Origin of the sequence: Nonomuraea glycinis, assembly GCF_014646515.1 — a bacterium.
Lineage (GTDB): Bacteria > Actinomycetota > Actinomycetes > Streptosporangiales > Streptosporangiaceae > Nonomuraea > Nonomuraea glycinis.
The window spans coordinates 69,397-91,298 of the sequence record NZ_BMNK01000027.1 but is presented as its reverse complement, the minus strand read 5'-3'; the positions used below and the strand labels follow the sequence as shown (position 1 = coordinate 91,298).

22 protein-coding genes and 1 tRNA gene are annotated in these 21,902 nt (G+C 70.8%); 15 read left to right on the top strand and 8 right to left on the bottom strand.

The window, feature by feature from the left end; translation table 11 throughout:
• The first annotated feature begins 25 nt into the window (after positions 1-25).
• The 3 genes from IEY87_RS43845 to IEY87_RS43835 are packed head-to-tail and all read left to right on the top strand — an operon-like array spanning position 26 to position 2,956.
• Positions 26-1,099, top strand: a complete 1,074-nt coding sequence (locus IEY87_RS43845; RefSeq protein WP_225277001.1) for a FecCD family ABC transporter permease — start codon at positions 26-28, stop codon at positions 1,097-1,099.
• Positions 1,100-1,133: 34 nt separating this feature from the next.
• On the top strand, positions 1,134-2,141 hold the full coding sequence (locus IEY87_RS43840) for a FecCD family ABC transporter permease (protein WP_189144816.1): 1,008 nt from the start codon (positions 1,134-1,136) through the stop codon (positions 2,139-2,141).
• Entirely contained in the window at positions 2,141-2,956 is an 816-nt protein-coding gene (locus tag IEY87_RS43835; RefSeq protein ID WP_189144815.1) for an ABC transporter ATP-binding protein, read from the top strand. Before IEY87_RS43840 ends, IEY87_RS43835 begins: the two co-directional genes overlap by 1 nt.
• A gap of 134 nt (positions 2,957-3,090) precedes the next feature.
• Here IEY87_RS43835 and IEY87_RS43830 read toward each other — a convergent pair whose 3' ends face one another.
• Positions 3,091-4,344, bottom strand: coding sequence for an ArgE/DapE family deacylase (locus tag IEY87_RS43830; protein ID WP_189144814.1), 1,254 nt, complete (start codon positions 4,342-4,344; stop codon positions 3,091-3,093).
• A 121-nt stretch (positions 4,345-4,465) separates the two neighbouring features.
• Here IEY87_RS43830 and IEY87_RS43825 point away from each other — a divergent pair, with 121 nt between their 5' ends.
• Both IEY87_RS43825 and IEY87_RS43820 read left to right on the top strand, forming a co-directional pair.
• Complete coding sequence (locus IEY87_RS43825) at positions 4,466-5,413, top strand: endonuclease/exonuclease/phosphatase family protein (protein WP_189144813.1); 948 nt, start codon at positions 4,466-4,468, stop codon at positions 5,411-5,413.
• A 99-nt stretch (positions 5,414-5,512) separates the two neighbouring features.
• Entirely contained in the window at positions 5,513-5,833 is a 321-nt protein-coding gene (locus IEY87_RS43820; protein WP_189144812.1) for a GroES family chaperonin, read from the top strand.
• Between the two features lie 18 nt (positions 5,834-5,851).
• On the opposite strand, the gene IEY87_RS43815 is transcribed toward IEY87_RS43820, so the two are convergent.
• Positions 5,852-6,313 (bottom strand): TIGR02611 family protein, encoded by a 462-nt coding sequence (locus tag IEY87_RS43815; RefSeq protein ID WP_225277002.1) that lies wholly within the window; start codon positions 6,311-6,313, stop codon positions 5,852-5,854.
• Positions 6,314-6,483: 170 nt separating this feature from the next.
• Between IEY87_RS43815 and IEY87_RS43810 the strand changes: the two genes are divergently transcribed.
• The 3 genes from IEY87_RS43810 to IEY87_RS43800 all read left to right on the top strand — a co-directional run bounded on the left by IEY87_RS43810 (position 6,484) and on the right by IEY87_RS43800 (position 9,019).
• On the top strand, positions 6,484-7,380 hold the full coding sequence (locus tag IEY87_RS43810) for a phosphotriesterase family protein (protein WP_225277003.1): 897 nt from the start codon (positions 6,484-6,486) through the stop codon (positions 7,378-7,380).
• A gap of 62 nt (positions 7,381-7,442) precedes the next feature.
• On the top strand, positions 7,443-8,378 hold the full coding sequence (locus IEY87_RS43805; protein ID WP_189144810.1) for a sensor histidine kinase: 936 nt from the start codon (positions 7,443-7,445) through the stop codon (positions 8,376-8,378).
• Complete coding sequence (locus IEY87_RS43800) at positions 8,375-9,019, top strand: response regulator (protein ID WP_189144809.1); 645 nt, start codon at positions 8,375-8,377, stop codon at positions 9,017-9,019. The genes IEY87_RS43805 and IEY87_RS43800 overlap by 4 nt, the downstream gene beginning before the upstream one ends.
• A gap of 8 nt (positions 9,020-9,027) precedes the next feature.
• Here the strand turns inward: IEY87_RS43800 and secY are convergent, their stop codons facing one another.
• Positions 9,028-10,320: a preprotein translocase subunit SecY gene (gene secY, locus IEY87_RS43795; RefSeq protein WP_372462243.1), complete on the bottom strand. Its 1,293-nt coding sequence runs from the start codon at positions 10,318-10,320 to the stop codon at positions 9,028-9,030.
• Between the two features lie 98 nt (positions 10,321-10,418).
• Between secY and IEY87_RS43790 the strand changes: the two genes are divergently transcribed.
• Positions 10,419-11,012: a P-loop nucleotide/nucleoside kinase family protein gene (locus tag IEY87_RS43790; protein ID WP_189144807.1), complete on the top strand. Its 594-nt coding sequence runs from the start codon at positions 10,419-10,421 to the stop codon at positions 11,010-11,012.
• Here IEY87_RS43790 and IEY87_RS43785 read toward each other — a convergent pair.
• The 3 genes from IEY87_RS43785 to IEY87_RS43775 form a co-directional block, all read right to left on the bottom strand.
• Entirely contained in the window at positions 10,997-11,776 is a 780-nt protein-coding gene (locus IEY87_RS43785; RefSeq protein ID WP_225277004.1) for a putative hydro-lyase, read from the bottom strand. The genes IEY87_RS43790 and IEY87_RS43785 overlap by 16 nt on opposite strands.
• A gap of 424 nt (positions 11,777-12,200) precedes the next feature.
• Positions 12,201-12,437, bottom strand: a complete 237-nt coding sequence (locus tag IEY87_RS43780; RefSeq protein WP_189144805.1) for an IclR family transcriptional regulator — start codon at positions 12,435-12,437, stop codon at positions 12,201-12,203.
• The gene (locus tag IEY87_RS43775; protein WP_189144804.1) at positions 12,437-12,661 is read right to left on the bottom strand and encodes a DUF6158 family protein; all 225 of its coding nucleotides are present in this window, start codon (positions 12,659-12,661) and stop codon (positions 12,437-12,439) included. Before IEY87_RS43775 ends, IEY87_RS43780 begins: the two co-directional genes overlap by 1 nt.
• 95 nt (positions 12,662-12,756) lie before the next feature.
• Here IEY87_RS43775 and IEY87_RS43770 point away from each other — a divergent pair, with 95 nt between their 5' ends.
• Positions 12,757-13,689, top strand: coding sequence for a LysR family transcriptional regulator (locus IEY87_RS43770; RefSeq protein ID WP_189144803.1), 933 nt, complete (start codon positions 12,757-12,759; stop codon positions 13,687-13,689).
• Positions 13,690-13,835: 146 nt separating this feature from the next.
• Here IEY87_RS43770 and IEY87_RS43765 read toward each other — a convergent pair whose 3' ends face one another.
• Positions 13,836-14,363 (bottom strand): histidine phosphatase family protein, encoded by a 528-nt coding sequence (locus IEY87_RS43765; RefSeq protein ID WP_189144802.1) that lies wholly within the window; start codon positions 14,361-14,363, stop codon positions 13,836-13,838.
• Positions 14,364-14,635: 272 nt separating this feature from the next.
• Here IEY87_RS43765 and IEY87_RS43760 point away from each other — a divergent pair.
• Positions 14,636-14,709 (top strand) — tRNA-Ile (locus IEY87_RS43760).
• Between the two features lie 374 nt (positions 14,710-15,083).
• Here IEY87_RS43760 and IEY87_RS43755 read toward each other — a convergent pair.
• A complete protein-coding gene (locus IEY87_RS43755; protein WP_225277005.1) occupies positions 15,084-16,532 on the bottom strand; it encodes a site-specific integrase in 1,449 nt (482 codons plus the stop codon).
• Positions 16,533-18,227: 1,695 nt separating this feature from the next.
• On the opposite strand from IEY87_RS43755, the gene IEY87_RS43750 reads away from it, so the two are divergent.
• The 4 genes from IEY87_RS43750 (at position 18,228) to IEY87_RS43735 (ending at position 21,659) form a co-directional block, all read left to right on the top strand.
• Positions 18,228-19,121, top strand: coding sequence for an SRPBCC family protein (locus IEY87_RS43750; protein ID WP_189144801.1), 894 nt, complete (start codon positions 18,228-18,230; stop codon positions 19,119-19,121).
• On the top strand, positions 19,118-20,287 hold the full coding sequence (locus tag IEY87_RS43745; protein ID WP_189144800.1) for a zinc-dependent alcohol dehydrogenase: 1,170 nt from the start codon (positions 19,118-19,120) through the stop codon (positions 20,285-20,287). The genes IEY87_RS43750 and IEY87_RS43745 overlap by 4 nt, the downstream gene beginning before the upstream one ends.
• A 143-nt stretch (positions 20,288-20,430) precedes the next feature.
• The gene (locus IEY87_RS43740; RefSeq protein WP_229699464.1) at positions 20,431-20,760 is read left to right on the top strand and encodes a WHG domain-containing protein; all 330 of its coding nucleotides are present in this window, start codon (positions 20,431-20,433) and stop codon (positions 20,758-20,760) included.
• A 446-nt stretch (positions 20,761-21,206) separates the two neighbouring features.
• Complete coding sequence (locus IEY87_RS43735; protein WP_189144798.1) at positions 21,207-21,659, top strand: phosphate-starvation-inducible PsiE family protein; 453 nt, start codon at positions 21,207-21,209, stop codon at positions 21,657-21,659.
• Positions 21,660-21,902: the final 243 nt, after the last annotated feature.

Genomic DNA, 21,902 nt, shown 5'->3' with positions numbered 1-21,902 from the left:
CTGACCTTGACGAAAGGGGGGTCCGGTGCGGCAGATCGAGCCCGCCACCCAGGCGGTCTCCGCCGATGACACCGGCCCGTCGGCCCCGGCGCACCCCCTTGGGCGCCGGGCGGCTCTGGTCGGCGGTCTCGTGCTGGCGGCGGGCCTGCTCGCGCTGGTGGCGATGGCCAGCGTGGCGCTGGGGGCGCGGGCGATGCCGCTGTCCACGGTGCTGGAGGCGTTCCTCGCCCCCGGCGCCTCCAGCGACCACACCGTGATCCGTGAGCTCCGCGTGCCGCGCACGCTGCTCGGCATCCTGGTCGGCGCGTCGCTCGGGCTCGCCGGGGCGCTCATGCAGAGCCTGACCCGCAACCCGCTGGCCGACCCCGGGCTGCTCGGCATCAACGAGGGCGCGGCGCTCGGCGTCACCCTCGCGCTCGCCGTCTTCGGCCTGTCCGATCCGACGGTCTACGTGTGGTTCGCCTTCGCGGGCGCCGCGCTGGCCTCGGTCGCGGTCTACTCGCTGGGCGCCTCCGGCCGCTCGGGCGCGGGTCCGGTACGGCTGGCGCTGGCGGGCATCGCGGTGGGCATGGTCTTCACCGCGGCGAGTTCGGCCGTCCTGCGCATGGACACCGAGACGTACGACCGGATGCGGTTCTGGCTGGCGGGCTCGCTGGCCGGGCAGACCGCCGACACCCTGATGCGGCTGGCCCCCTTCATGATCGCCGGGCTGGTGCTGGGGCTGCTGGTGGGCAGGCCGCTCAACATGCTGTCGCTGGGCGACGACGCCGGCAAGGCGCTGGGCGTGGCGGTCAACCGCACCAGGGTGGTGACCGCGGTGGCCGTGACGCTGCTGTGCGGCGCGGCCACGGCCGCCGCGGGCCCGCTGTGGTTCGTCGGGCTGGCCGTGCCGCACGCCGTGCGCGCGGTGGTGGGTCACGACCAGCGCTGGGTGCTGCCGTACTCCGCGCTGGTGGCGCCTGTGCTGCTGCTGGCCGCCGACGTGGTCGGGCGGCTCATCGCCAGGCCGGGAGAGGTGCAGGTGGGCATCATGTGCGCGGTGCTCGGCGCGCCCGTCTTCATCCTGATGACCAGGCGCAGGAGGCTGGCCGCGCTATGACCGTGATGACCAGGCGCAGGAGGCCGGCCGCGCTATGAACGTACGCATGGGCCCCTGGTCCTTGAGGGTCGCGCCACGCGCGCTCGCCGTCACCGCGCTGCTGCTGGTCATCGCCTGCGCGGCGGCGCTGGCGGCGATCTCGACCGGCGAGTTCTTCGTCTCCGTCCCCGACATCCTGACCGCGCTGTTCGGGCAGGGCACGCCCGTCGCCGAGCTCATCGTCAGCAAGCTGCGCGCCCCCCGGGTGGCCACCGGGCTGCTGGTGGGGGCGGCCTTCGGGGTGAGCGGGGCGATCTTTCAGAGTCTCACCAGGAATCCCCTCGGCAGCCCCGACTTCATCGGCTTCACCGCCGGGGCCTCGACCGGCGGCATCCTGGCCGTGGTCGCGGGCGGGTCCGCCCTGACCATCGCGGGCGGCGCGCTGACCGGGTGCGTGGTGACCGCGCTGCTGGTCTACGCGCTGGCCTTCCGGCGCGGCGTGCAGGGCTACCGGCTGGTGCTGGTCGGCATCGGGGTCAACGCCCTGCTGCTGTCCGCCAACTCCTATCTGCTGACCAGGGCCAACATCAACGACGCGGCGACCGCCGGGGCCTGGCTGACCGGCAGCCTGAGCGGGCGCGGCTGGGACCACGCGATCCCGGTGGCGCTGGCCCTGGTGGTGCTGCTGCCCGTGTGCGCGGCCGTGGCCAGGCCGCTGCGGATGATCGAGATGGGCGACGACTCCGCCCGCGCCATGGGCATCAACGTCGAGCGGGTGCGGGCCGCGGCCATCGTGTCGGGCGTGCTGCTGTGCGGGGTGGCGACGGCCGCCGCCGGGCCCGTGGTGTTCGTCGCGCTGGCCGCGCCGCAGCTCGCCCAGCGGCTCACCCGCTCGCCGGGCGTGACCCTGGCCTCCTCGGCGCTCATGGGGGCTGTGCTGCTGACCGTCTCCGACCTGCTCGCCCAGCGCCTGCTCGCCCCGACCCAGTTGCCCGTCGGCGTGCTGACCGCCGCCATCGGCGGCACCTACCTCGCCTTCCTCCTGCGAAAGGACCGCCACTGATGGCCGTACCGACGCCCGGCAGCCGCCTGTGGGCCGGCGACCTCACCCTCGCCTACGACAAGCGGACGGTCGCCACCGACCTGAGCGTGGCCATCCCCGACGGATCCTTCACCGTGATCATCGGCCCGAACGCGTGCGGTAAGTCCACCCTGCTGCGGGCCCTGGCCAGGATGCTCAAGCCCAGGTCCGGCGCGGTGCACCTGGACGGCGGCGTGATCACCGCGCTGCCGTCGAAGGAGGTCGCCCGGCGTCTCGGCCTGCTGCCGCAGAGCTCGATCGTGCCCGACGGGATCACCGTGGCCGACCTGGTGTCCCGCGGTCGCTACCCGCACCAGCGGCTGATGCGTCAGTGGTCCAAGGCCGACGAGACGGCGGTGGCGGAGGCGATGCGGGCCACCCACGTGACCGAGCTGGCCGACCGGATCGTGGACGAGCTGTCCGGCGGGCAGCGGCAGCGGGTGTGGCTGGCGATGGCGCTCGCTCAGGAGACGCCGATCCTGCTGCTGGACGAGCCGACGACCTTCCTCGACATCTCCCACCAGATCGAGGTGCTCGACCTCTGCGCCGACCTGCACGAGGCGGGCCGGACGATGGTCGCGGTGCTGCACGACCTCAACCAGGCCTGCCGCTACGCCACCCACCTGATCGTCATGCGCGAGGGCGAGATCGTCGCGCAGGGCGATCCGGCCGAGGTCGTCACCCCTGACCTGGTGCGGCAGGTCTTCGACCTGCGCTGCGAGATCATCCCCGACCCGCAGTCAGGCACCCCGATGGTCGTCCCCCACTGCCGCCGCCGAATCACCTCCCCAGCCTGACCAGCCCCCGACCGCCTCCAGCACACTCCGTAACCTCCGCACCGAGCAGGGTGTGGCGAGCACCCCGGCGTCGTAGCCGGGCCGGGCGGTGACTCAGTAAGCGCCGGACCGCCACAGCGTCGCAGGGGGCCCGGCTAGTACGCGCCGCAGCGGCGGACGGCCAGGAGGGCCAGGGCGCGGGTCACCTCACGCACCTCGCGCAACTCCACCTGCTCACGGGGCGCGTGCGCGTAACGTACGTCACCCGGCCCGTAGTGCAGGGTCGGGATCCCGCCCGCCGCGTAGAGCCGCAGGTCGCTGCCGTACGGCGCGGCCGCCTCGGCGGGTGCCGCGCCGCCGGTGTCCGCGACGGCCCGTCTGACCTCGCCCAGCAGCGGATGCCCGGCCGGCAGCCGCCCGCTGGCGAACTGCCCGCCCGGCCACGTCACCACGGGCGGGTGCTCGCGCAGCCACGGGTGCGTGAGCGACAGCACCGCCTCCTCGAACGCCGCCCGCGCCTCAGCCGGGTCCTCGTCCAGCCGCACCCCCAGGCGCCCCTCCGCGACCAGCAGATCGGGCACCGTGCTCGCCCAGTCACCGGCCCGCACGGTGCCGACCTCGATCGGGTACGGCAGCGAAAGGTCACCGAAGACCGCCGGGACATCGCGATTGCGCTCCGCCTCCAGGCGCCTGATCGCCTCGAACACCGGCCAGAACACCTCGACGGCGTTCACACCCTCCAGCCGGGCGCCACCGTGCGCGGCCCGCCCGGCGATCTCCAGCCGGAACGTCAGCGCGCCCGCGTTGGCGGTGACGACGGCGCCGCTGGTCGGCTCGGTGATGACGGCCGCCTCGGCGGTGTGCCCCCTGGCCAGCGTGCCGAACGCGCCCAGCCCGCCGTCCTCCTCGCTGACCACGCAGTGCACGGCCAGCGGCCTGGCCAGCTTCACCCCGGCCCGCCGGATCGCGCGGACCACCGCCAGGTTGGCGGCCAGTCCGGCCTTCATGTCACAGGCGCCCCTGCCGTGCAGGACGTCGCCGGAGACGCGGGCGGCGAACGGGTCGCTGCCCTCCCACTTGGCCAGGTCACCCGTCGGCACCACGTCCACGTGCCCCTGCAACGCCAGCGCCGCGACGCCCTCCCCGCCGGTCACGCCCACCAGGCCGTAACCCTCCACCCTCGGGGCCTCGCCACCGGGGAAGCCCTCCCGCCGCCTGAGGTCGTCGAGGTCGAGCTTCCATACGTCCACCTCCAGGCCGGCCTCGGTGAGCAGGCGGGCCAGGTGGTGCTGCAACTCGGACTCGGCGTCGCTGCCCGTGATGCTCGGCACCCGGACGGTCTCGGCCAGCAGATTGACGGTCTCGGCCTCGTCGATGGCGTTGAGGACCCTGGTCTCGGCGTCACGCATGGCCACACCATCTCATGACCCGCCCCCGGATCCGCGACCTGGACCATCACGGACGTGAATGCGGACCGGCACAGGCGTGAACCCGGATGGGCTCTGGTGGAGATACAGGTCGGAGGTGCGTATGCGGGCTTGGCGGAAGGTGCTGGTCTGGGGGGCGGTGACGCCGTTCGCGGGGTGGGCGGTGCTGCGGGTCTCGGGGTGGGAGCCGGTGTGGCCGTGGACTCCGCTGGTGGCGTACACGCCGTACGCGGCGGTCGTGGCGGGGGCCGGGCTGCTGCTGGCGGCGGCGATGAGACAGCGGGTGGCGGCTGTGGTGGCGCTCGCCACCACGGTGGTGCTGGCGAGCACGGTGCTGCCCCGGGGATTCGCCGACGGGCAGCAGCAGGTGTCCGCCGATGGCGGGACGCTCCGGGTGCTGGCGGCCAACCTGCTGGTGGGGTCGGCGGACGAGACGGCGCTGGTGACGCTGGTCGCGCGGCTGCGGCCGGACGTGCTGGCGCTGCAGGAGCTGACCCCCGACGCCCTGACCCGCCTCGACGCGGCGGGGCTGCGTGCGGCGTTGCCGTACGCGGTGACCCGCCCCAAGCGGGGGGCGGGCGGTTCGGCCGTGTACGCCCGTCATCCGCTCACCGCCGCCGAGGCCATCGAGCACGGCGGGTTCCGCCAGGTCAGAGCCACCCTCAGGCACCCGTCGGGGGCCGACGTAGAGGTCGTGTCGGTGCACCCGTGCGCGCTACGGCTGTATGCCAGGCAGCCGTGCTGGAGATCAGGGCTGAGGGCGCTGCCCGACGCGGGCGATGGGGGCGGGCCGTTGCGGGTGCTGGCGGGCGATTTCAATGCGACGCTCGATCATCTGCTGGTACGTGAGCTGCTCGCCACCGGCTACCGTGACGCCGCCGACGTGACCGGGCACGGCTTCACGGCCACCTGGCCGCAGGGAGGCCGGCTGCCCGGCGTCGCCATCGACCATGTGCTGGCCGACGAACGCATGAGTGTGCGGGCGTTCGGCGTGCATCCGCTGCGGGGCACCGATCACCGCCCGGTGTTCGCGGTGCTCGCCCTGCCGTGACGCTCATCCGGCGCGTTCCGTTGCCCGGCTCGGTGGCGTGAGGGGCCCGAAAAGGCGTGCGGGACCGGTGGTGGTCAGGGTGTACGTAAACTTGGGCCTGTGCAACCACCCAAGTTCGAGATTCAGATGCTGCACGACCGGGTCATGATCCGGCTGGAGCAGGCGGCCGAGGAGCGGCGCAGTGGCTCCGGGATCGTCATTCCCGCGACGGTCAAGATGGCCAACCGCCTGGCGTGGGGCGAGATCTGCGGCGTCGGCTCGAACGTGCGCTCGGTCAAGGTCGGCGACAAGGTGCTGCTCAACCCCGAGGAGCAGTATGAGGTGGAGTTGCACGCGCAGGTCTATCTGGTGATGCGCGAGCGCGACCTGCACGCGGTGGCCACCCAGGAGACCGACCACGGCACCGGCCTCTACCTGTAAGCCGGGTAGGCCGGGGCGCTATCTGCGGATGTACTGCTGCGCCATCTGGATCACGTCCAGGCCGAGGGTGCGCAGTCCGATGTAGACGATGGCCGTGGCCGCGGCCACGGTCACGACGGCCACGATGATGCGGATCGTCCAGCCCTGCCGCTTGAACCACTCGGTCCAGGCGTGCAGCATTCGCTTGCCGAACTCCAGGAGCTTGTGCGCCCAGTGGAACTCGGTGGCCAGCACCGCCAGGCCGGCGAAGACCACCAGCCAGCCGGGCCCCGGGAAAGGCACCATGATCAGGCCGCCCCCGACCATGAGCCCGCCGAGCACGCCGATGACGATCTTCAGGGTGAGCGCGCCCGCCCGCGTCGCCCTGATGGCGTCGAGCCTGCCGTGCAGCCCCGAACGACGTGCGGGCATGCCGGAGTGGGCAGCCGCCTCTTCCTTGATGAGATCGGCGTCGCCGGTCTCGGGCTTATGCGTCGGCACGGTCCCCCCGGACAGTCGGTGTATTACCCAGGATAAGGGTCAGGCATCTGTCGCCGATGTCCAAACGCGGACAATGGCGTACACGTCCAATAAACGCTCAGAGGGTAAAATATCTGCCTGATCAGGCAACTTCCCAATAACGTCGGATATCGTTTGCTATGCCCGAGGTCATGCTTCGTACCGTAACCGGCCCCATCCGCGCGGCCACCGTCAGCGGTCCCGTACTCCCCCACGAGCACCTGCGCACCGACATGCGCTGGGCCGCCGGGATCGATTCCGACCCCTACCGCTGGCTGGACGAGGAGCAGACCGTCATCGCCGAGCTCCGCGAGCTGCGGCAGTCCGACGAGCTGGGCCTGATCGTGGACCTGACGTGCATCGGCATGGGCCGCGACGCCACCGCCCTGGCCCGCATCGCCGCGGCCGGCCGGGTGCCGGTGATCGCCGCCACCGGCCTGTTCACCGAGCCGTTCGCGGACCTGCGCGACCAGGACGTGGACGCGCTCACCGGCCGGCTGATGGCCGACATCTCCGACGGACTGGAGGGCACCGGCGTCTTTCCCGGCGTGATCGGCGAGGTCGGGTGCTGGGGCGCCAGTGCCACGCCCGCCGAGGAGCGCGCCCTGGTCGCCGCCGCCCGCGCCTCGCTCGCCTCCCGGCTGTCCGTCGCGACGTACGGTCAGGACGCGCTGGGCCTGCTGGAGATCCTGCTGGCACAGGGGCTGCCGGGGTCGCGGGTGGCCGTGGGGTACGCGGGCGCCGACCCGGCCGTGGCCCGCAAGATCGCCGAAGCGGGGGCGTACGTGAGCGTGGGCGCGCTCGCGGCCGGCGTGGAGCGGTCGACCGCCGTGGCGCTGAGCCTGATCGAGGAGGGGTACGCCGACCGGCTGCTGCTCAGCACCGGGCTGAGCCGGGTGGCGCAGGTGCGCAGGTACGACGGGCCCGGCTACGCGCACCTGTTCCGCGAGGTGCTGCCCAAGCTGCGCGAGGCAGGGATCGACGACGGCACCCTGCGTACCGTGACCAACGCCAACCCCCTGCGCTGGCTGACCTCCGGCACCGCCTGACCCCGCGTCGGCGCGTCCGGGACTGGCTAGGATCGGACCACATGATCCTGGCCGGGTGAGGGATGAAGAGGCAGCGCACGCACGGGCGAGACCGCGGACGGGTGCTGTCGCGCCTGACGCGGCTGGGGGACGTCCCGGTCGTCGTCATGCTGGTGTGGGCCGGCTGGCTCGCCGTCCCGTGGTCCTTCAGCGGCCTGGCCCAGGCCCGCGCCGCCGCGGCGGCCGCCGCCGACGCCGTCCCGCCGCCCGCGCGAAGCGCCGAGGAGTCCGTACGTCATCGACTCGCGGGCGCGACACCGTCGAAGACCTGGGGCATCCCGGCCCCCAAGGCACAACGCCTCACGGTGGCGGCCACAACCGGTGAGGACGTGCGGGCTCGGCTCGCCGGTGAGGTGCATGACGCGGCGGGTCACGGGCTGGCGGCCATCGCCTTGCAGGCCGGTCTCGCCCTGGTGGCGCTGGACGACGATCCCGAGCAGGCCCGCGAGTCGCTGCAGGCGATCAGGCGGACCAGCCTCACCACGCTCACCCAGCTGCGCGCCGCGCTCGACCGCCTGGACCCCGGCGGCGCCTCTCCCGGCGGCAGCGCTCCTGGCGGCGAAGCTCCCCGGGAGGGCGAGGACCTGATCGGTCTCATCGCCGGGGTGCGGGCCGCCGGGCTGCCCGTGGACGTGGAGCCGGTGAGCCCGGTCGTCCCCGCCCACCTGCAAGGGACCGTCTACCGGGTGGTGCGTGAGTCGCTGACCAACGTGCTGCGGCACGCCGGTCCGACCAGGGCCCTGGTGCGGGTGGCCAACGATCCGTGCGCGTTCGTGCTGGAGGTCGCCGACCGGGGCACGGGCTGGACGGGTGCCGCCGACGGGCGCGGGCTCGCCGGGATGCGCGCCGGGGTGACGAGCGTGGGAGGCCTGTTCGCGGCCGGCCCACGTGAGGGCGGCGGCTTCCAGGTCGTGGCCCGCTTCCCCCAAAGGTCCGAGTTCCCCCAAGAGTCCGCGTGATCACTGTTGCCGTGGCCGATGATCAGGCCGTGGCGCGGATGGGGCTCAAGGCGCTGCTGGAGCGCGAGCCCGACCTGCGGCACGTGGGCGAGGCCGCCGACGGCGCGGGCGCCCTCGCCCTGCTCCGCCGAACCCGCCCGGACGTGCTGCTGCTGGACATTCGGATGCCCGGCATGGACGGCCTGGCCACCCTGCGGGCCATCGCGGCCGACGCCGAGCTGAGCGCCACCAGGATCGTGGTGGTCACCACGTTCGCCGTGGACGAGTACGTCTTCACCGCGCTCCAGGCGGGCGCGAGCGGTTTCCTGCTCAAGGACAGCGCCCCGGAGGAGCTGGTCAACGCGGTGCGCGTGGTGGCGGCGGGCGAGGCGCTGCTGTCTCCGGCGATCACGCGTAAGGTCATCGGCCTGTTCGGCCGGCACGGAGCGGAGCCGGTGCTGGGCCTGGACACGCTGACGCCGCGCGAGCGTGAGCTGGTCGCCTGGGTCGCCACCGGCAAGTCCAACGAGGAGATCGCCAAGGAGTTGGTGATCAGCCCGGACACCGTCCGCACCCACGTCAGCCGGGCCATGGTCAAACTGCATGCCCGGGACCGGGCGCAGCTCGTCGTGTTCGCGATGCGGGCCGGGCTGGCCGTCTGAAGCCCCGGTCAGAGCCGGAGAAACCCCTCGTAGGAGCGCTGCCGTACCTGAGCCTCGATCTGCTTGACGGTGTCCAGGCCCACGCCCACCATGATCAGCACGCTGGTGCCGCCGAACGGGAAGTTCTGCTGCGTACCAGGGTCTCTGAGGATCGCGAAGGCCACCAGCGGCACCAGCGCCAGCGCCGCCAGGTAGAACGCCCCCGGCGCGGTCAGCCGCGACAGGATGTACGCGAGATACTCCGCGGTCGGCCTGCCCGGCCGGATCCCCGGCACGAAGCCCCCGTACCTCCGGATGTTGTCGGCCACCTCGGCGGGATTGACCGTGATGGACACGTAGAAGTACGTGAACGCGACGATGAGCAGGACGTACGCCGTCATGTAGAGCGGGTGCGAGCCGGACGTCAGCGTGCGCGCGATCCACCCGCCGGCCTCCTCCCCCAGCATCGGCGCGGCCAGCGTCGGCAGGTAGAGCAGCGAGGTGGCGAAGATGACCGGCACGATCCCCGCCTGGTTGACCTTGAGCGGGATGTAGGTGCCGCTGCCGCCGTACATCCGGCGGCCGACCAGCCGCTTGGCGTACTGCACGGGCACCCGCCGCTGCGCCTGCTCCACGAACACCACGGCCGCGACCAGGAACACCCCCGACACCAGGATGACCACGAAGGCGAACGGGCTCATCACGAACATGGTCGCCATGTAGGCCGGGAAGACGGCCACGACCTGGGTGAACATCAGCAGCGACATCCCGTTGCCGACCCCGCGGTCGGTGATGAGCTCGCCGATCCACATGACCACGCAGGTGCCCGCCACCATGGTCAGCACCAGCACGGTCACGGCCGCCAGGCTCTGGTCACGCAGCAGCGGCCGCGCGCACCCCGGCAGCAGTTGCCCGGCACGGGCCAGCGCGACGATCGTGGTGGCGTTCAGCACGGCCAGCGCCACGGTCAGGTAGCGGGTGTACTGCGTGATCCTCGCCTGCCCGGACTGCCCCTCCTTCCGCAGCGCCTCCAGCTTCGGCACCATGACCGAGGACAACTGCATGACGATGCTGGCGGTGATGTACGGCATCACACCCAGCGCGAACACCGACAACCGCAGCATCGCGCCCCCGCTGAGCAGTTGCACCATGTCGAACACCCCGCCGCGCGCCGCCCCCACGCACTCGCGCACCGCCACCACGTCCACCCCCGGCGACGGCAGCACCTGCCCGAACCTGAACAGCGCGAGCAGTCCGAGGGTGAACAGCAGCTTCCTGCGGAGCTCCGGCACCCGGAACGCCCCGGCGAGCATGGCGAACATGGTCAGCATGTGCAGGAGTCTGGCCGCGCGCCGCCGCCCGGTCGTCCGCTCAGCCGCGGCGGACGCGTACGCGATTCCGCGTACGGCAGACTGATCACATGAGCGGGCCGGGTGTCGTGTGGGTGGTCAGCGGCCCGCCGGGGGCGGGCAAGTCCACGGTGGCGGCCGCGCTGCTCGCGCGCCTGTCCCCGGTGCCGGCCCTGCTCGACAAGGACACGCTGTACGGCGACCTCATCGGCGAACTGCTCCGGGCGTCCGGCAGGCCGCACGGCGAGCGCGAAGGCCCGTGGTACGACGAGCACGCCAAGGTCCACGAGTACGCCGGGCTGACCAGGACCGCCAGGCAGATCCGCGAGCACGGCTGCCCGGTGCTGCTCGACGGCCCGTTCACCGGCCAGGTCCACGCGGCGGACCGGTGGGCGCGCTGGGTGGCGGAGCTCGGCGGGTCGCCGGTGCGCCTGCTGTGGGTCCGCTCCGACGGCCCCACGCTACGGGAGCGGCTGATGACCAGAGGGCTGGCGCGGGACGCGGGCAAGCTGGCGGCGTTCGAGGACTATCTGACGGCCATCAAGGTGCACGAGCCGCCCGCCGTACCCCATCTGGAGATCGACAACCGGCCGGGAGCGCCGGCACTGGACGCGCAGCTCACGGCGGCGGGCATCCGGCCGCGACGTCGCTATGTCACCCGATAGTCGTCGTCACGGGCGTCGATGATCGCCATGTGGCCGGGCAGGTGGCCGATCGCGAAGTCGACCCCGCTGGCCATGATCGCCGCCTGCGGCGTCACCCCGCACGCCCAGAACACCGGCACCTCGCCCGCCCGTACCTCCACCGGATCGCCGAAGTCCGGCCGCGCCAGATCATCGATCCCCAGCTCGGCCGGGTCGCCCACGTGCACCGGCGCCCCGTGCACCATCGGATAGCGGCCGCTCACCTCGACCGCGGTGGCCACCAGCGGCTCCGGCACCGGCCGCATCGACACCACCAGCGGCCCCGACAGCACCCCCGACGGCTCGCACGGCACGCCGGTGACGTACATCGGCACGTTCGAGCCCTGCTCCAGATGGCGCACCGGCACCCCCTCGGCCAGCAGCGCCTGCTCGAAGGTGAAGCTGCAGCCGATGAGGAACGGCACCAGGTCCTCGCGCCACTCCGCCACCACCGCATCGCGGTCTGCCACCGGCCGCCCGTCCCGGTAGACCCGGTAGCCGGGCAGGTCCGTACGCAGGTCGCCGGGGAACAGCCGGGTCTGGAACGCGCCCGCCTCGCCGACGTCGAGCACCGGGCACGCCTGCGCGTTGCGGTGCGCGAACAGCAGCAGCTCGTACGCCAGCGCCTTCGGCACCGCGATCAGGTTGGCCTGCGTCCATCCTCTGCACCAGCCCGCGGTGGGGCGCCGCTCGCCGCCACGGAAGCGCTCCCGCGCCTGGGCGGGGGTCAGGTCTGCGACATCCACCCCTTGACAGTACGTTTCGACTCTGGACAACACCACAGAGCGAACGGCCCGGCACCACATCGTCGTGGTACCGGGCCGTGCCCCCGCCTGATGTCAGGACGCATCAGCCTGGCCTGACTAACCGCAGGCCTTCGGGGTGGTGCCGCTGCCGGGGCGATAGTGCCGCTTGCTACCGGTGAAGACCGTGATCTCACCGGAGCCGCGCCGGGAGACCCTGACCTCCGCCCAGTTGGTGCCGCAGTGGCGGGAGTAGAACAGCCGGATCGTGCCCAGCCCGTCCCCGACCTCGTTCTTCGGTGCGGCCTTCTCTCCGGCGGCCCGGCTCGTGAGTCTGCGTCCAAGTGCACACTCAGCGCATTTCCCAACAGACGCCCGTCCTAGCGCGTTGTCGGCGCTCGACCCCGGAACCGGGGCGACCTGACACTCAGCGCTCGACCCCGAAGGTGTGCGGTCCCAGGCCGTAGCCCTGCTCCGCCGGCACCACGTACCCATGGCCGATCAGCGTCTGGAGGCTCTGCCGTACCTCGTCCTCGGTCAGGCCCGTGGCCCGGACCAGCGCGCTGAATCCGGCCCAGCCGTACTCGCCCGACTCCCCCGCCACCGCCTCGTACACATGGATGTCGACGTTGGACAGCGCCTGGATGTCGTGCAGCGGGTCCATCAGCGCGCCCTCGCCCCTTCCCGCAGCCTGTTCGGGTCGATCTCCCGGTCGGGGTTGCGGCGCAGGTATTCGCTCTCCAGTTCGTTCGTCCGGGAGGTGTGGGTGGCCAGTGCGTCGTCGGAACCGTGCAGGAAAGTATCGGTTCGGGTCACGTGGAGGTGCCGCAGCTCGCGGATCAAGTCATCATCGCTGAGCTGGGCCGGATCAATTCCCATCGTGGTCATGCGTGCCCCCTACCCCGAAGCCTGGCAACAATATCTGTCACATTTCCTGACATATAGGCATTGTCGGGGAGATTGACCCGCTTTACCGTCCCGTTATGGACCTCGAGCTACGGCACCTCAGAATCGTCCGCGCGGTCGCGGACGCTGGGAGCGTCAGCAAGGCCGCTTCCCTGCTCGGGCTAGCGCAGCCGGCTCTGACCTCCCAGCTCAAACGCATCGAGAGAATGCTCGGCGGCGCCCTGTTCGAGCGGGACCGCCACGGCGCCCGGCCCACCCGCCTCGGCGAGCTGGTGCTCGCCAGAGCCCGCGTGCTCCTGCCCGCGGCCAAGGAACTCCAGGAAGAGGCGGTACGGTTCGCGCACGCACCCTCACCCGGCTACCGGATCGGCGCGACGAACGGGCCGATCCTCGGCGGACTGGTGGACCGGCTCGCCGCCGAACGGAGCGTGAGCACCTACACGAGCTGGTCGGCGCACGAGCTCACGACCATGGTGGAGCTCGGCCGCCTCGACTACGTGCTGACCGGCGCGTGCGGCGACAGCGGCACCCCCATGGGAACGCTCCTGTGGGAGACGATCAGCCTCGACCCGGTCTTCGTCCTGCTGGCCGTCCACCATCCGCTGGCCGTGGAGAAGGAGGTCGAGCTGGCGGACCTCGCCGGTGAGCACTGGGCGCTCACGCCGGGGGACGGCTGCTTCAACGACTGCTTCGCCATGGCGTGCGCGCGGGCCGGCTTCACCCCCGGCACGATCTACGAGATCGACGTGGCGACCTGCCTCCACCTCGCGCGGGTGGGCCGGGCGGTGGTGCTCTGCCAGGCCACCCACCGGCCCGCCCCCGGCCTGGTCGTGGTGCCGCTGAAGAACGCGCCGCTACGCTGGCGGCAGCTCCTCGGCCGGCATCCAGCCGCGCTGGACGCCGCGTGGGTGCGGGTGCAGGCCAAACAGACCCACATGGAGGCCGTACGACGCAGCCGGGTCTATTACGACTGGCTGACCCGGAACGCGGGGTTCGGCACCACGCCATAACGGGTTCTTGGTGTCCGGACCGCCGCAGGCCGGGGAGGGCCCGGACCGCCGCAGGCCGGGGAGCGGACGAGATGGCCGGCCACAACGGGCTACCGCGACGCGCCCGGGTCGTACACGCCGGGACCGAGCGCAGGGCTCCCGCCCGCTCAGGCCAGGTCGTACTCCCAGCCCGGCTGCCAGTCGAACGGGGCGTCCACCAGCTCCTCCAGCGGGACCCCCTCGAACAGGTTCCGCAACGCGAACCGGTTCGCCGAGTGCGCGATGACCAGCACGGTACGGCCCTGCCACCGCTTGGCGACGTCCTCCAGGAAGGCGGCGGTCTCGCCCACCACGTGCCGGTAGCTCTGCCCGCCCGGCCACGGCGTGTCGACATGCCTGCGCCGCAGCGCGTGCACCTCGCTCACCGGCCGGCCGTTGTAGATCCCGTAGTCACACTCCCGCAGCCGCGCGTCCAGCCTGATCTCACACACCCCGCCGAACGCGATCTGCGCAGTCTGTACGGCGCGCCGCAGGTCAGAGGCGTAGACCACGTCCACGCCGCGCCGCCGCTCCCCCAGCTCGGCGGCCTGCGCACGACCGGCCGCGGACAACTCGCCGGGCAGCCGGCCGGTGGCGACCCCCGTCTCGTTGTCCACACTGGTCGCGTGCGTCTCGTAGATCAGCTTCACCACCATGCCCCCGACGGTACCGATCCCCCCTGCCCCACCCGGCCCAAATCCCCATTTTTCAGGATCCGTCCACGTCCCCTGGGAAACACCCGCGAATGTGATCGCCACGGACTCCATTTACCGTGTCCGGCATGGCAGGATGTGCGAGGCAGCCACGAACCGGCGGCCGTGGCCCACCAGCCCGGACCCACGACCGACCCTCATGCTCTAGCCTTGACCCTGCGCGGGGCATAGCATGATCCATTCGTGCACACCCGCACGCCGTACAACTGAATCCAGGGGCGGTAGCTCAGCCGGTCAGAGCATCGGACTCATAATCCGTGGGTCGTGGGTTCAAGTCCCACCCGCCCTACTCACCACTACCGCGTTCTACCTGGGCTTTCTCGGTTCTCGCCAGCCTTCGATCTCGTTGTTGATCATGGTTGGTTGCTCGGTGGTTGCTCTTGTGTGCGGACCGTGTAGCGCGGTAGATCGTTCAGAGCGGCAATGTCAGCTCAGACCTCCGAGACGATCATCGGAAGACCAAGCCAGAACGTCTCTGCGGGCTGGCCGGTCAGTGATGACCATGCTGACGGTCAAGTATCGCCCGAGCCGGCAGTTCTGCCGAGTAGCCCTCCCATGACCAGCGGATAAACGCTCCGCTGGTCCATCCGCTCGGCAGGTGACACCCCGGACAAAGAGGCGGGCCCGCTGACGTGTCAGCGGGCCCGCCTGGGCTTCGATGGTTCAGATGGTGGTGTCACCGGTCATGGTCGGCAGGTTGATCAGCCGTGCTCGCGGGCCGTTGTCCGTTGCGGTGCTGATGAGCGCGGCGGTGGATTCGGCGGCGGCGCGGGCGACCTCGGGATAGACGCTGGTGTAGGTGTCGCGGGTGAAGGTGGAGGAGACATGGCCGAGCGTTTCCTGTACGATCTTCAAGTCGACTCCGGCGGCCAGCATCAGCGAGGCGGCCCCGTGCCTGAGGTCGTGCAGCCGTACCGGTGGCAGCCCCGCTTCGAAGGCCAGCAGGTAGAACTGGTCGCTGACCTGCTGCGGATGCAGCGGCCGGCCGATCTGGTCGGTGAAGACGAACCCGCTCTCCGTCCACGCCTGCCCGGCCGCCAGCCGCTCGGCGGCTTGGCGCTTACGGTGGGCGCGCAGTGCTGTGATGGTGTCGGCGTCCAGGGCGATAGTGCGGTCGCTGGCCTCGGTCTTGGGCCTGCCCTGCACCGGCTCCCAGCCCAACTGGGTGATCTGCCAGTGCACCCCGGCCGTCCCGGCGTTCAGATCGACGTCCTTCCAGCGCAGCCCGACCGCCTCACCACGGCGCAACCCCCGTAGCGCGATCAGCCGATACAGGGCGAACAACCGGTGGCCTGCCGCCTGGGCGAGAAAGGCCGAGGTGTGGGCGGGCGTCCACACCATCACCGGCGATGGCCGGGAGGTGGAGACATAGACGTTGATCGTCCCGGCGCGGCTGAGGCGCGTGCCGCGCCGCTGTTGCTCGGCGGCCAGTCGCTGATGCAGTTCACGGTTCCAGTCGGCGACCCGTTCATCGGTCCACACCAGCGCCTTCGGGCGTTCGGCATCAGGCAACTCGACCACCGCGGCCGGGTTGAAGTCGATCAGCCGATCCTGCTTGATCGCGATATTCAGGGCATGGCGGAGCGTGACGCGGATGCGATGCATGGTCGCCGGGCCGACAGGCCGCCGGTAACGCACCGCCGCCCGCTGCGCGGGGTCACCACTGGCACGCGCGGTGGTGATGACGTCGTTGAACTCCTCGATCGCATCGAACATCCCCGCGATGTCGGACACCCGCAACCTGTCCAAGCGGATGTGACCCAAGTACGGGGTGAAATACAGGCGGATATGCGCCTCGTACGAGCGCCGGGTGGTGACATCGATCTTCCGCTTACGTCGCAGAAACTCGCTCAGCCACTCCGTGACCGTGACCGTCGGGTTGAGGTCTTGGCGGGTGCGAACCTTGCGCCGCACCTCCTCCACCGGCGGCAGCGCCCGCGTGTCCTTGAGCGTGGACAGCATCAGGTCGGCGACCTTCCGGCGGACGTGCGGGTCCTCATCCAGCGCCAGCAGCGCGCGGGCGTGCTCCAGCTCGGCCTCGACCTCCTCCTGGGAGCTGAACCCGCTCCGCCGCAGCGGGTTACGCCGCCGCCCATCGGCGTGTGCGGGCAACTCCAGCTGGTAGGCCCACCGGCCATGAGTACTGCTCCACCGATCCCCGCCCCCCACCAGAGCGGCGCAGCTTCGGGCACCTCTTGCCCAGTTTCCTACCGGTCGCCTCGTCCCGGCAGGAACATGTCTTGTAGGTGGTTCCGTTCATCCTCGCGCCTCGCCTTCCTCGCTCGCCGCTGTCGCGTCTCCTTCAGCCATCCCTCCGCCCCGACGGCGCACGGCACCGGACCATGTGGCGCATGCAGCGTGACCGGCGCCCTATCGATCACGCCCGCCCGTCACCACGCATCGGCCATCAGGCCGCCAGGAATGGGGTGGCCGTGCCCCGGACCAGATAGCGTCCCCATCGGCCCACACCGGCCGTAGGCGGCCACAGCGGAACACCCAGGGGCCACCCACGGGGCCGGAGCGGTGGTATCGACGCCCACCTCCACCGTCCACGTCAAGCGATATCCGCTGGTCAGAATCCCGGGCCACGCTCTCCCCCGCGCAGGCGTACTGCCACTTGTCTTGGCCATGAAGTCCGACCCCATGCGAATGACCGGCACCGCACTGGCCGGGTGACCGCCTCCCGATCAGCACGGAACGCACCGCAAGGCCATCCGGCGAAGTGGCTGGAGTGCGCTGTCACCGCAACATGTCCCAACCGCCCAAGCGGATTGATCCCTCTCACTCATTCAAATACCAGCCCGAAGCGCTGAGCTGGGACAAAGGGATGAGCCAACCTTTGGTCAAACAGGCATCGGAAACCCGGCCGAAGAGGCGAACAACAACCGGGAACCAGATGTCGAAACCGTGACATTTCTAGACAAAGACCCACCGCTTCAACGGCGAAGAGAAGATCCCGATGGGCAAGCCGTCAAAAGGGGCTGAACGAGCCGTTCATCATGGACTGATCAAGCCGTCCGCGTCCGTGCGCAAGTTCTTCACCAGCGAGGCTCACCTATCGACGCACATCACCCCCGAGGGGCACTCTTAGTGATAAGACGATTACCTTCCGAGAGAGAGGATCGTCAGTGCGTCGCTTCCTGGTTGTCGTGCAGGCCCCGTTGTCCTAGCCGTCGCCCTTGCCTTGCCCGCATCCGCCCACAGCCGGCAACACGAGCTTCCCGCAGCAGCGAACTGTGACATATATCGAAGTCACCGCCAAAAGAGCAGCTGTCCGTGACGAAGCCAGAGCCGACGCTCCCATCGTCACCGGCGTCAAGAAAGGTGACATCCTGCAGAGCTGCACCATCGCCGTCGGACGCGGGGAGCCTTACTTCAAGTGCGGCGCAGAGCATTACGACTGGTACCTCGTCAGTACGGGCACCCCGAAAAGCGGCTACCTACCGGTCACCTGCGCCCGCAAGCTGTGCCCCCCGCACGCCGATCCCCCGCCTGACATGCGGAGACTCTGACCCCTGGCCTCACCAGTCGCCCTGGATGGCGCCCATACGCCGCTCGTGGAAGACCTCAGGCGTCATGGCGCCGCCCCGGTAATGGTGCGAGCGTCGCGGAGGAGCGAGGGCGGAGCCGGGCGCGGGATGTGCAGTCCGTCGTGGACGGTGATCCAGGCGACGTGCAATTTCGTGCCTGGATCCGCTGGTGTCATCGTTTTTGTCAGGGGTACGGGACGGAGGACGCGGGGGGCGCCAACAGACCGGGAGCCGCCCGCAGCGTACGCACATACCACCGGGACCTGCGTTAGGACGCATGATGACCGACAGATTCGCCCGTGCGCTCGGGTGGACCAGCCTCGCGCTGGGCACGGCGCAACTGGCGGCGCCCAGGGCCCTGACCCGCCTGTGCGGCGTCGACGACGCGCCCGCAGCCACGACCGTCGCCAGGCTCGTCGGCGGGCGCGAGCTCCTGCACGCCGCGCTGCTGCTCGGCGCCAAGAACCCCGCCCAGTGGGCGTGGACCAGGGTCGCCGGCGACACGATGGACCTCGGCGTCCTCGGCAGGGCCGCCGCCAACCGCACGGGCACGCGCCGCGCCCGTGCGCTGTGCGCGCTCGGCGCGGTCGCCGGGATCGCCGTCCTCGACGCCGTCTGCGCCCGGCGCGGCACCGCCAAGGCCAAGGGTCCGCTGCTGGTGCGCGCCTCCATCACCATCAACAAGCCGCGCGAGGAGGTCTACCGCTTCTGGCGGGAGCTGGAGAACCTGCCCGCGTTCATGGTTCACCTGGACTCGGTGCGCACCCTCGACCAGCGCCGCTCCCGCTGGAAGGCCAAGGGCCCGGTGGTCGACCTGGAGTGGGAGGCCGAGATCATCGACGAGCGGGCCGGCGACCTGCTCGCCTGGCGTTCCGTGCCCGGCACCGGCGTCTCCACCGCCGGCCTGGTCAGCTTCACCGACGGCCCCGGCGGGCGCGGCACCGTCGTGGACGTCTCACTGGAGTACGGCATGCACGGGCGCAAGCTCGCCGCCGCCGTCGCCCGCATGTTCGGCGAGCACCCCGAGCAGCAGGTCCGCGACGACCTGCGCCGCTTCAAGCAGGTCATGGAGACCGGCGAGGTGGTCCGCTCCGAGGGCAGCCCCGAGGGCCACCGCGCCCTGCGCCAGCTCCACCAGCGTCCCGCACAACCGATCGGAGGACGGGCATGAAGGCCAACGTGTGGACGGGCCGCAACCGCCTGGAGATCCAGGACGTCCCTGACCCGCAGATCCTCAACGCGCGCGACGCGATCGTCCGCGTCACCTCCACCGCGATCTGCGGCTCCGACCTGCACCTCGTGGACGGCTACATCCCGACCGTCAAGAAGGGCGACATCCTCGGCCACGAGTTCATGGGCGAGGTCGTCGAGGTCGGCCCCGGCGTGCGCAACCTGCGCCCCGGCGACCGTGTCGTGGTGCCGTTCCCGATCGCCTGCGGCGCCTGCTTCGCCTGCGAGGACGGTCTCTACTCTCTGTGCGAGAACTCCAACCCTAACGCCGGGATGGCCGAGAAGCTGATGGGCCACGCGCCCGCCGGCATCTTCGGCTACTCCCACATGCTGGGCGGCTTCCCCGGCGGGCAGGCCGAGTACGCCCGCGTCCCGTTCGCCGACGTCGGTCCCGTCAAGATCGAGGACGGCCTGCCGGACGAGAAGGTGCTGTTCCTGTCGGACATCTTCCCGACGGGCTTCATGGGCGCGGAGATGTGCGACATCAAGCCGGGCCAGACGATCGCGATCTGGGGCGCGGGGCCGGTCGGGCAGCTCGCCGCGGCCAGCGCGTTCCTGCTCGGCGCGGACCGGGTCATCGTCATCGACCGATTCCCGTACCGGCTCAGGCGGGCCCAGCGGACCGGCGCCGAGGTCCTCGACTACGAGGAGGTGAACGTGCTGGACGCGCTGCGCGACATGACGGGCGGGCGCGGCCCGGACGCCTGCATCGACGCCGTCGGCATGGAGGCCCACCATCCGACCCCGGCCATGTACGCCTATGACCGCGGCAAGCAGGCCGCCCGGATGGAGACCGAGCGTCCCTACGCGCTGCGGGAGGCCATCATGGCCTGCCGCAACGGCGGCGTGGTGTCCGTCATCGGCGTCTACGGCGGGTTCGTGGACAAGTTCCCGATGGGCGCCGTCATGAACCGGTCCCTGACCATCCGCACCGGCCAGTGCCACGTGCAGCGCTATACGGGGCCGCTGCTGGACCGGATCCGCGCGGGCGAGATCGACCCGAGCTTCGTCATCTCGCACCGGATGCCGCTCAGCGAGGCGCCGCGCGCGTTCGAGCTGTTCAAGAACAAGCAGGACGAGTGCAACAAGGTGGTCCTCACTCCATAGCGCCTGCCTTCGCGGCTCAGAGCCAGTTCCACTCGATCTCCGCGGTGGCCCGCCGCTCCGCCAGGTAGGCGGCACGCCCGGCGGCGGTGAGCGGCTGGATCTTCGCCAGCCCCATCGCACCGCCGAACCGGCGGCCGGGCTCGGTGCGTCACCAGGCCGCCCTGCGGATCGAGCAGGTCCTGTTCGACCTGACGGTAGAGCTGTGGCGGACACAGCCGTTCGCGGTGCACGACCTGGCCCACCTGCCCACCTCCCTGCGCGAACAGCTGACCGCCTACTCCGCCGCCATCGACGGGCGACTGCCGGCCGAGACCGCCCACATCTTCCTGTCGTGCTGGAGCAGGCTGTACGGCCTGCTGTGCATGGAAATCCTGCACCAACTGGACTTCGCCTACACCGACCTGGAGCCCGTCTTCGAAGAGTGCCTGCGCGACCTGGCGGTCGCCCTCGGCATCGACGACACAGCGGCATGACTCCGACGCCGGTCGTCGGGAGATACGTAACTGCGGGGGCTTTGGACGCCGTCCTCGTCCACGACCGCCGAAGGCGCATCCTGGGGTAACACCTGCCTCGGGGGGCTTCGCCAGCTCGGGTCAGTGCCTCTGGCAGTCTCCGAACTTGGGTTGGGCGGCGGACTCGCAGCCTCGTGATGAAGTCGGCCAGCCATCTACCACGTCGCGAGCGGGCTGTCCGAGCTGGGCAGATGATGGCCGGCACCGCCCCGGACCGGGGGATTCGCACGCGTCGGACCGGGGGTATGGGCACTGTGAGTTACAACGGTCGCAGGCACACGGCACGATCGCAGGTGCAGCCAATGAATAACCCACCGGACACACCAGGCACGCCCGGGCCTTCGTCCCTGGCCGACACCGCAGCCCATGGGGTTGCCCAGAGGCCGGAGAACAGGCGGCTGCTGGGCATGCTGGCCGCCGCCGAGCACGCAATCCTCTACCTGGTGTCGTTCGCGCTGTTGGCCCTGGGCGTCGGCATTCTAGCCCTGATGATCCCCACCATCTTTCAGAAAGGGACGTCCGGCGCGGAGATGATCATCATCATCATCGAGGAGTTGCTCCTTGTGCTGATCGTGCTGGAGATCTTCGTGATGGTGCAGACGCACCTCGGGGGTGGTCGCCTGCAACTCGAACCGTTCATCATCGTCGGCATCATCGGCGTCATCCGGCACATCCTGTCGGTGGTGGTCCGGCTGACGGTCCCGGGGTACCCGGCGGAGAGCCGCCAGCAGCTCATGGAGCTGGTCGTCTACGCGGGGAGCGTCTTCCTGCTGGTAGCGGCGCTGGCGCTGGCGCGATGGTCGCAGCGAGAGCCCGTCCCGTCCGCTGGCGGGCGCGGCGATCCCGGCTCTTCCGGATGAGGGCCGGCTGATCCCGTGGTCAGCCCTCCCCCTCCGCAGCTGGTCCAGCCGCTTGCCCGGGCGCAGACCGCGCTAGTGAGCTGGTCTTGAGATTCTGTCGCAGTAGCGGCAGATACGGTCGAGGATCTGGTCGGCGATCCTGGTCCACCGGAACGGCCTGGCGTTGTCGTTCCAGGCCGCGATCCATTCCTCCAGCGCGGTCTTCAGAGCGTCCAGAGAGCAGAAGTTGCCGCGCTCCAGGCA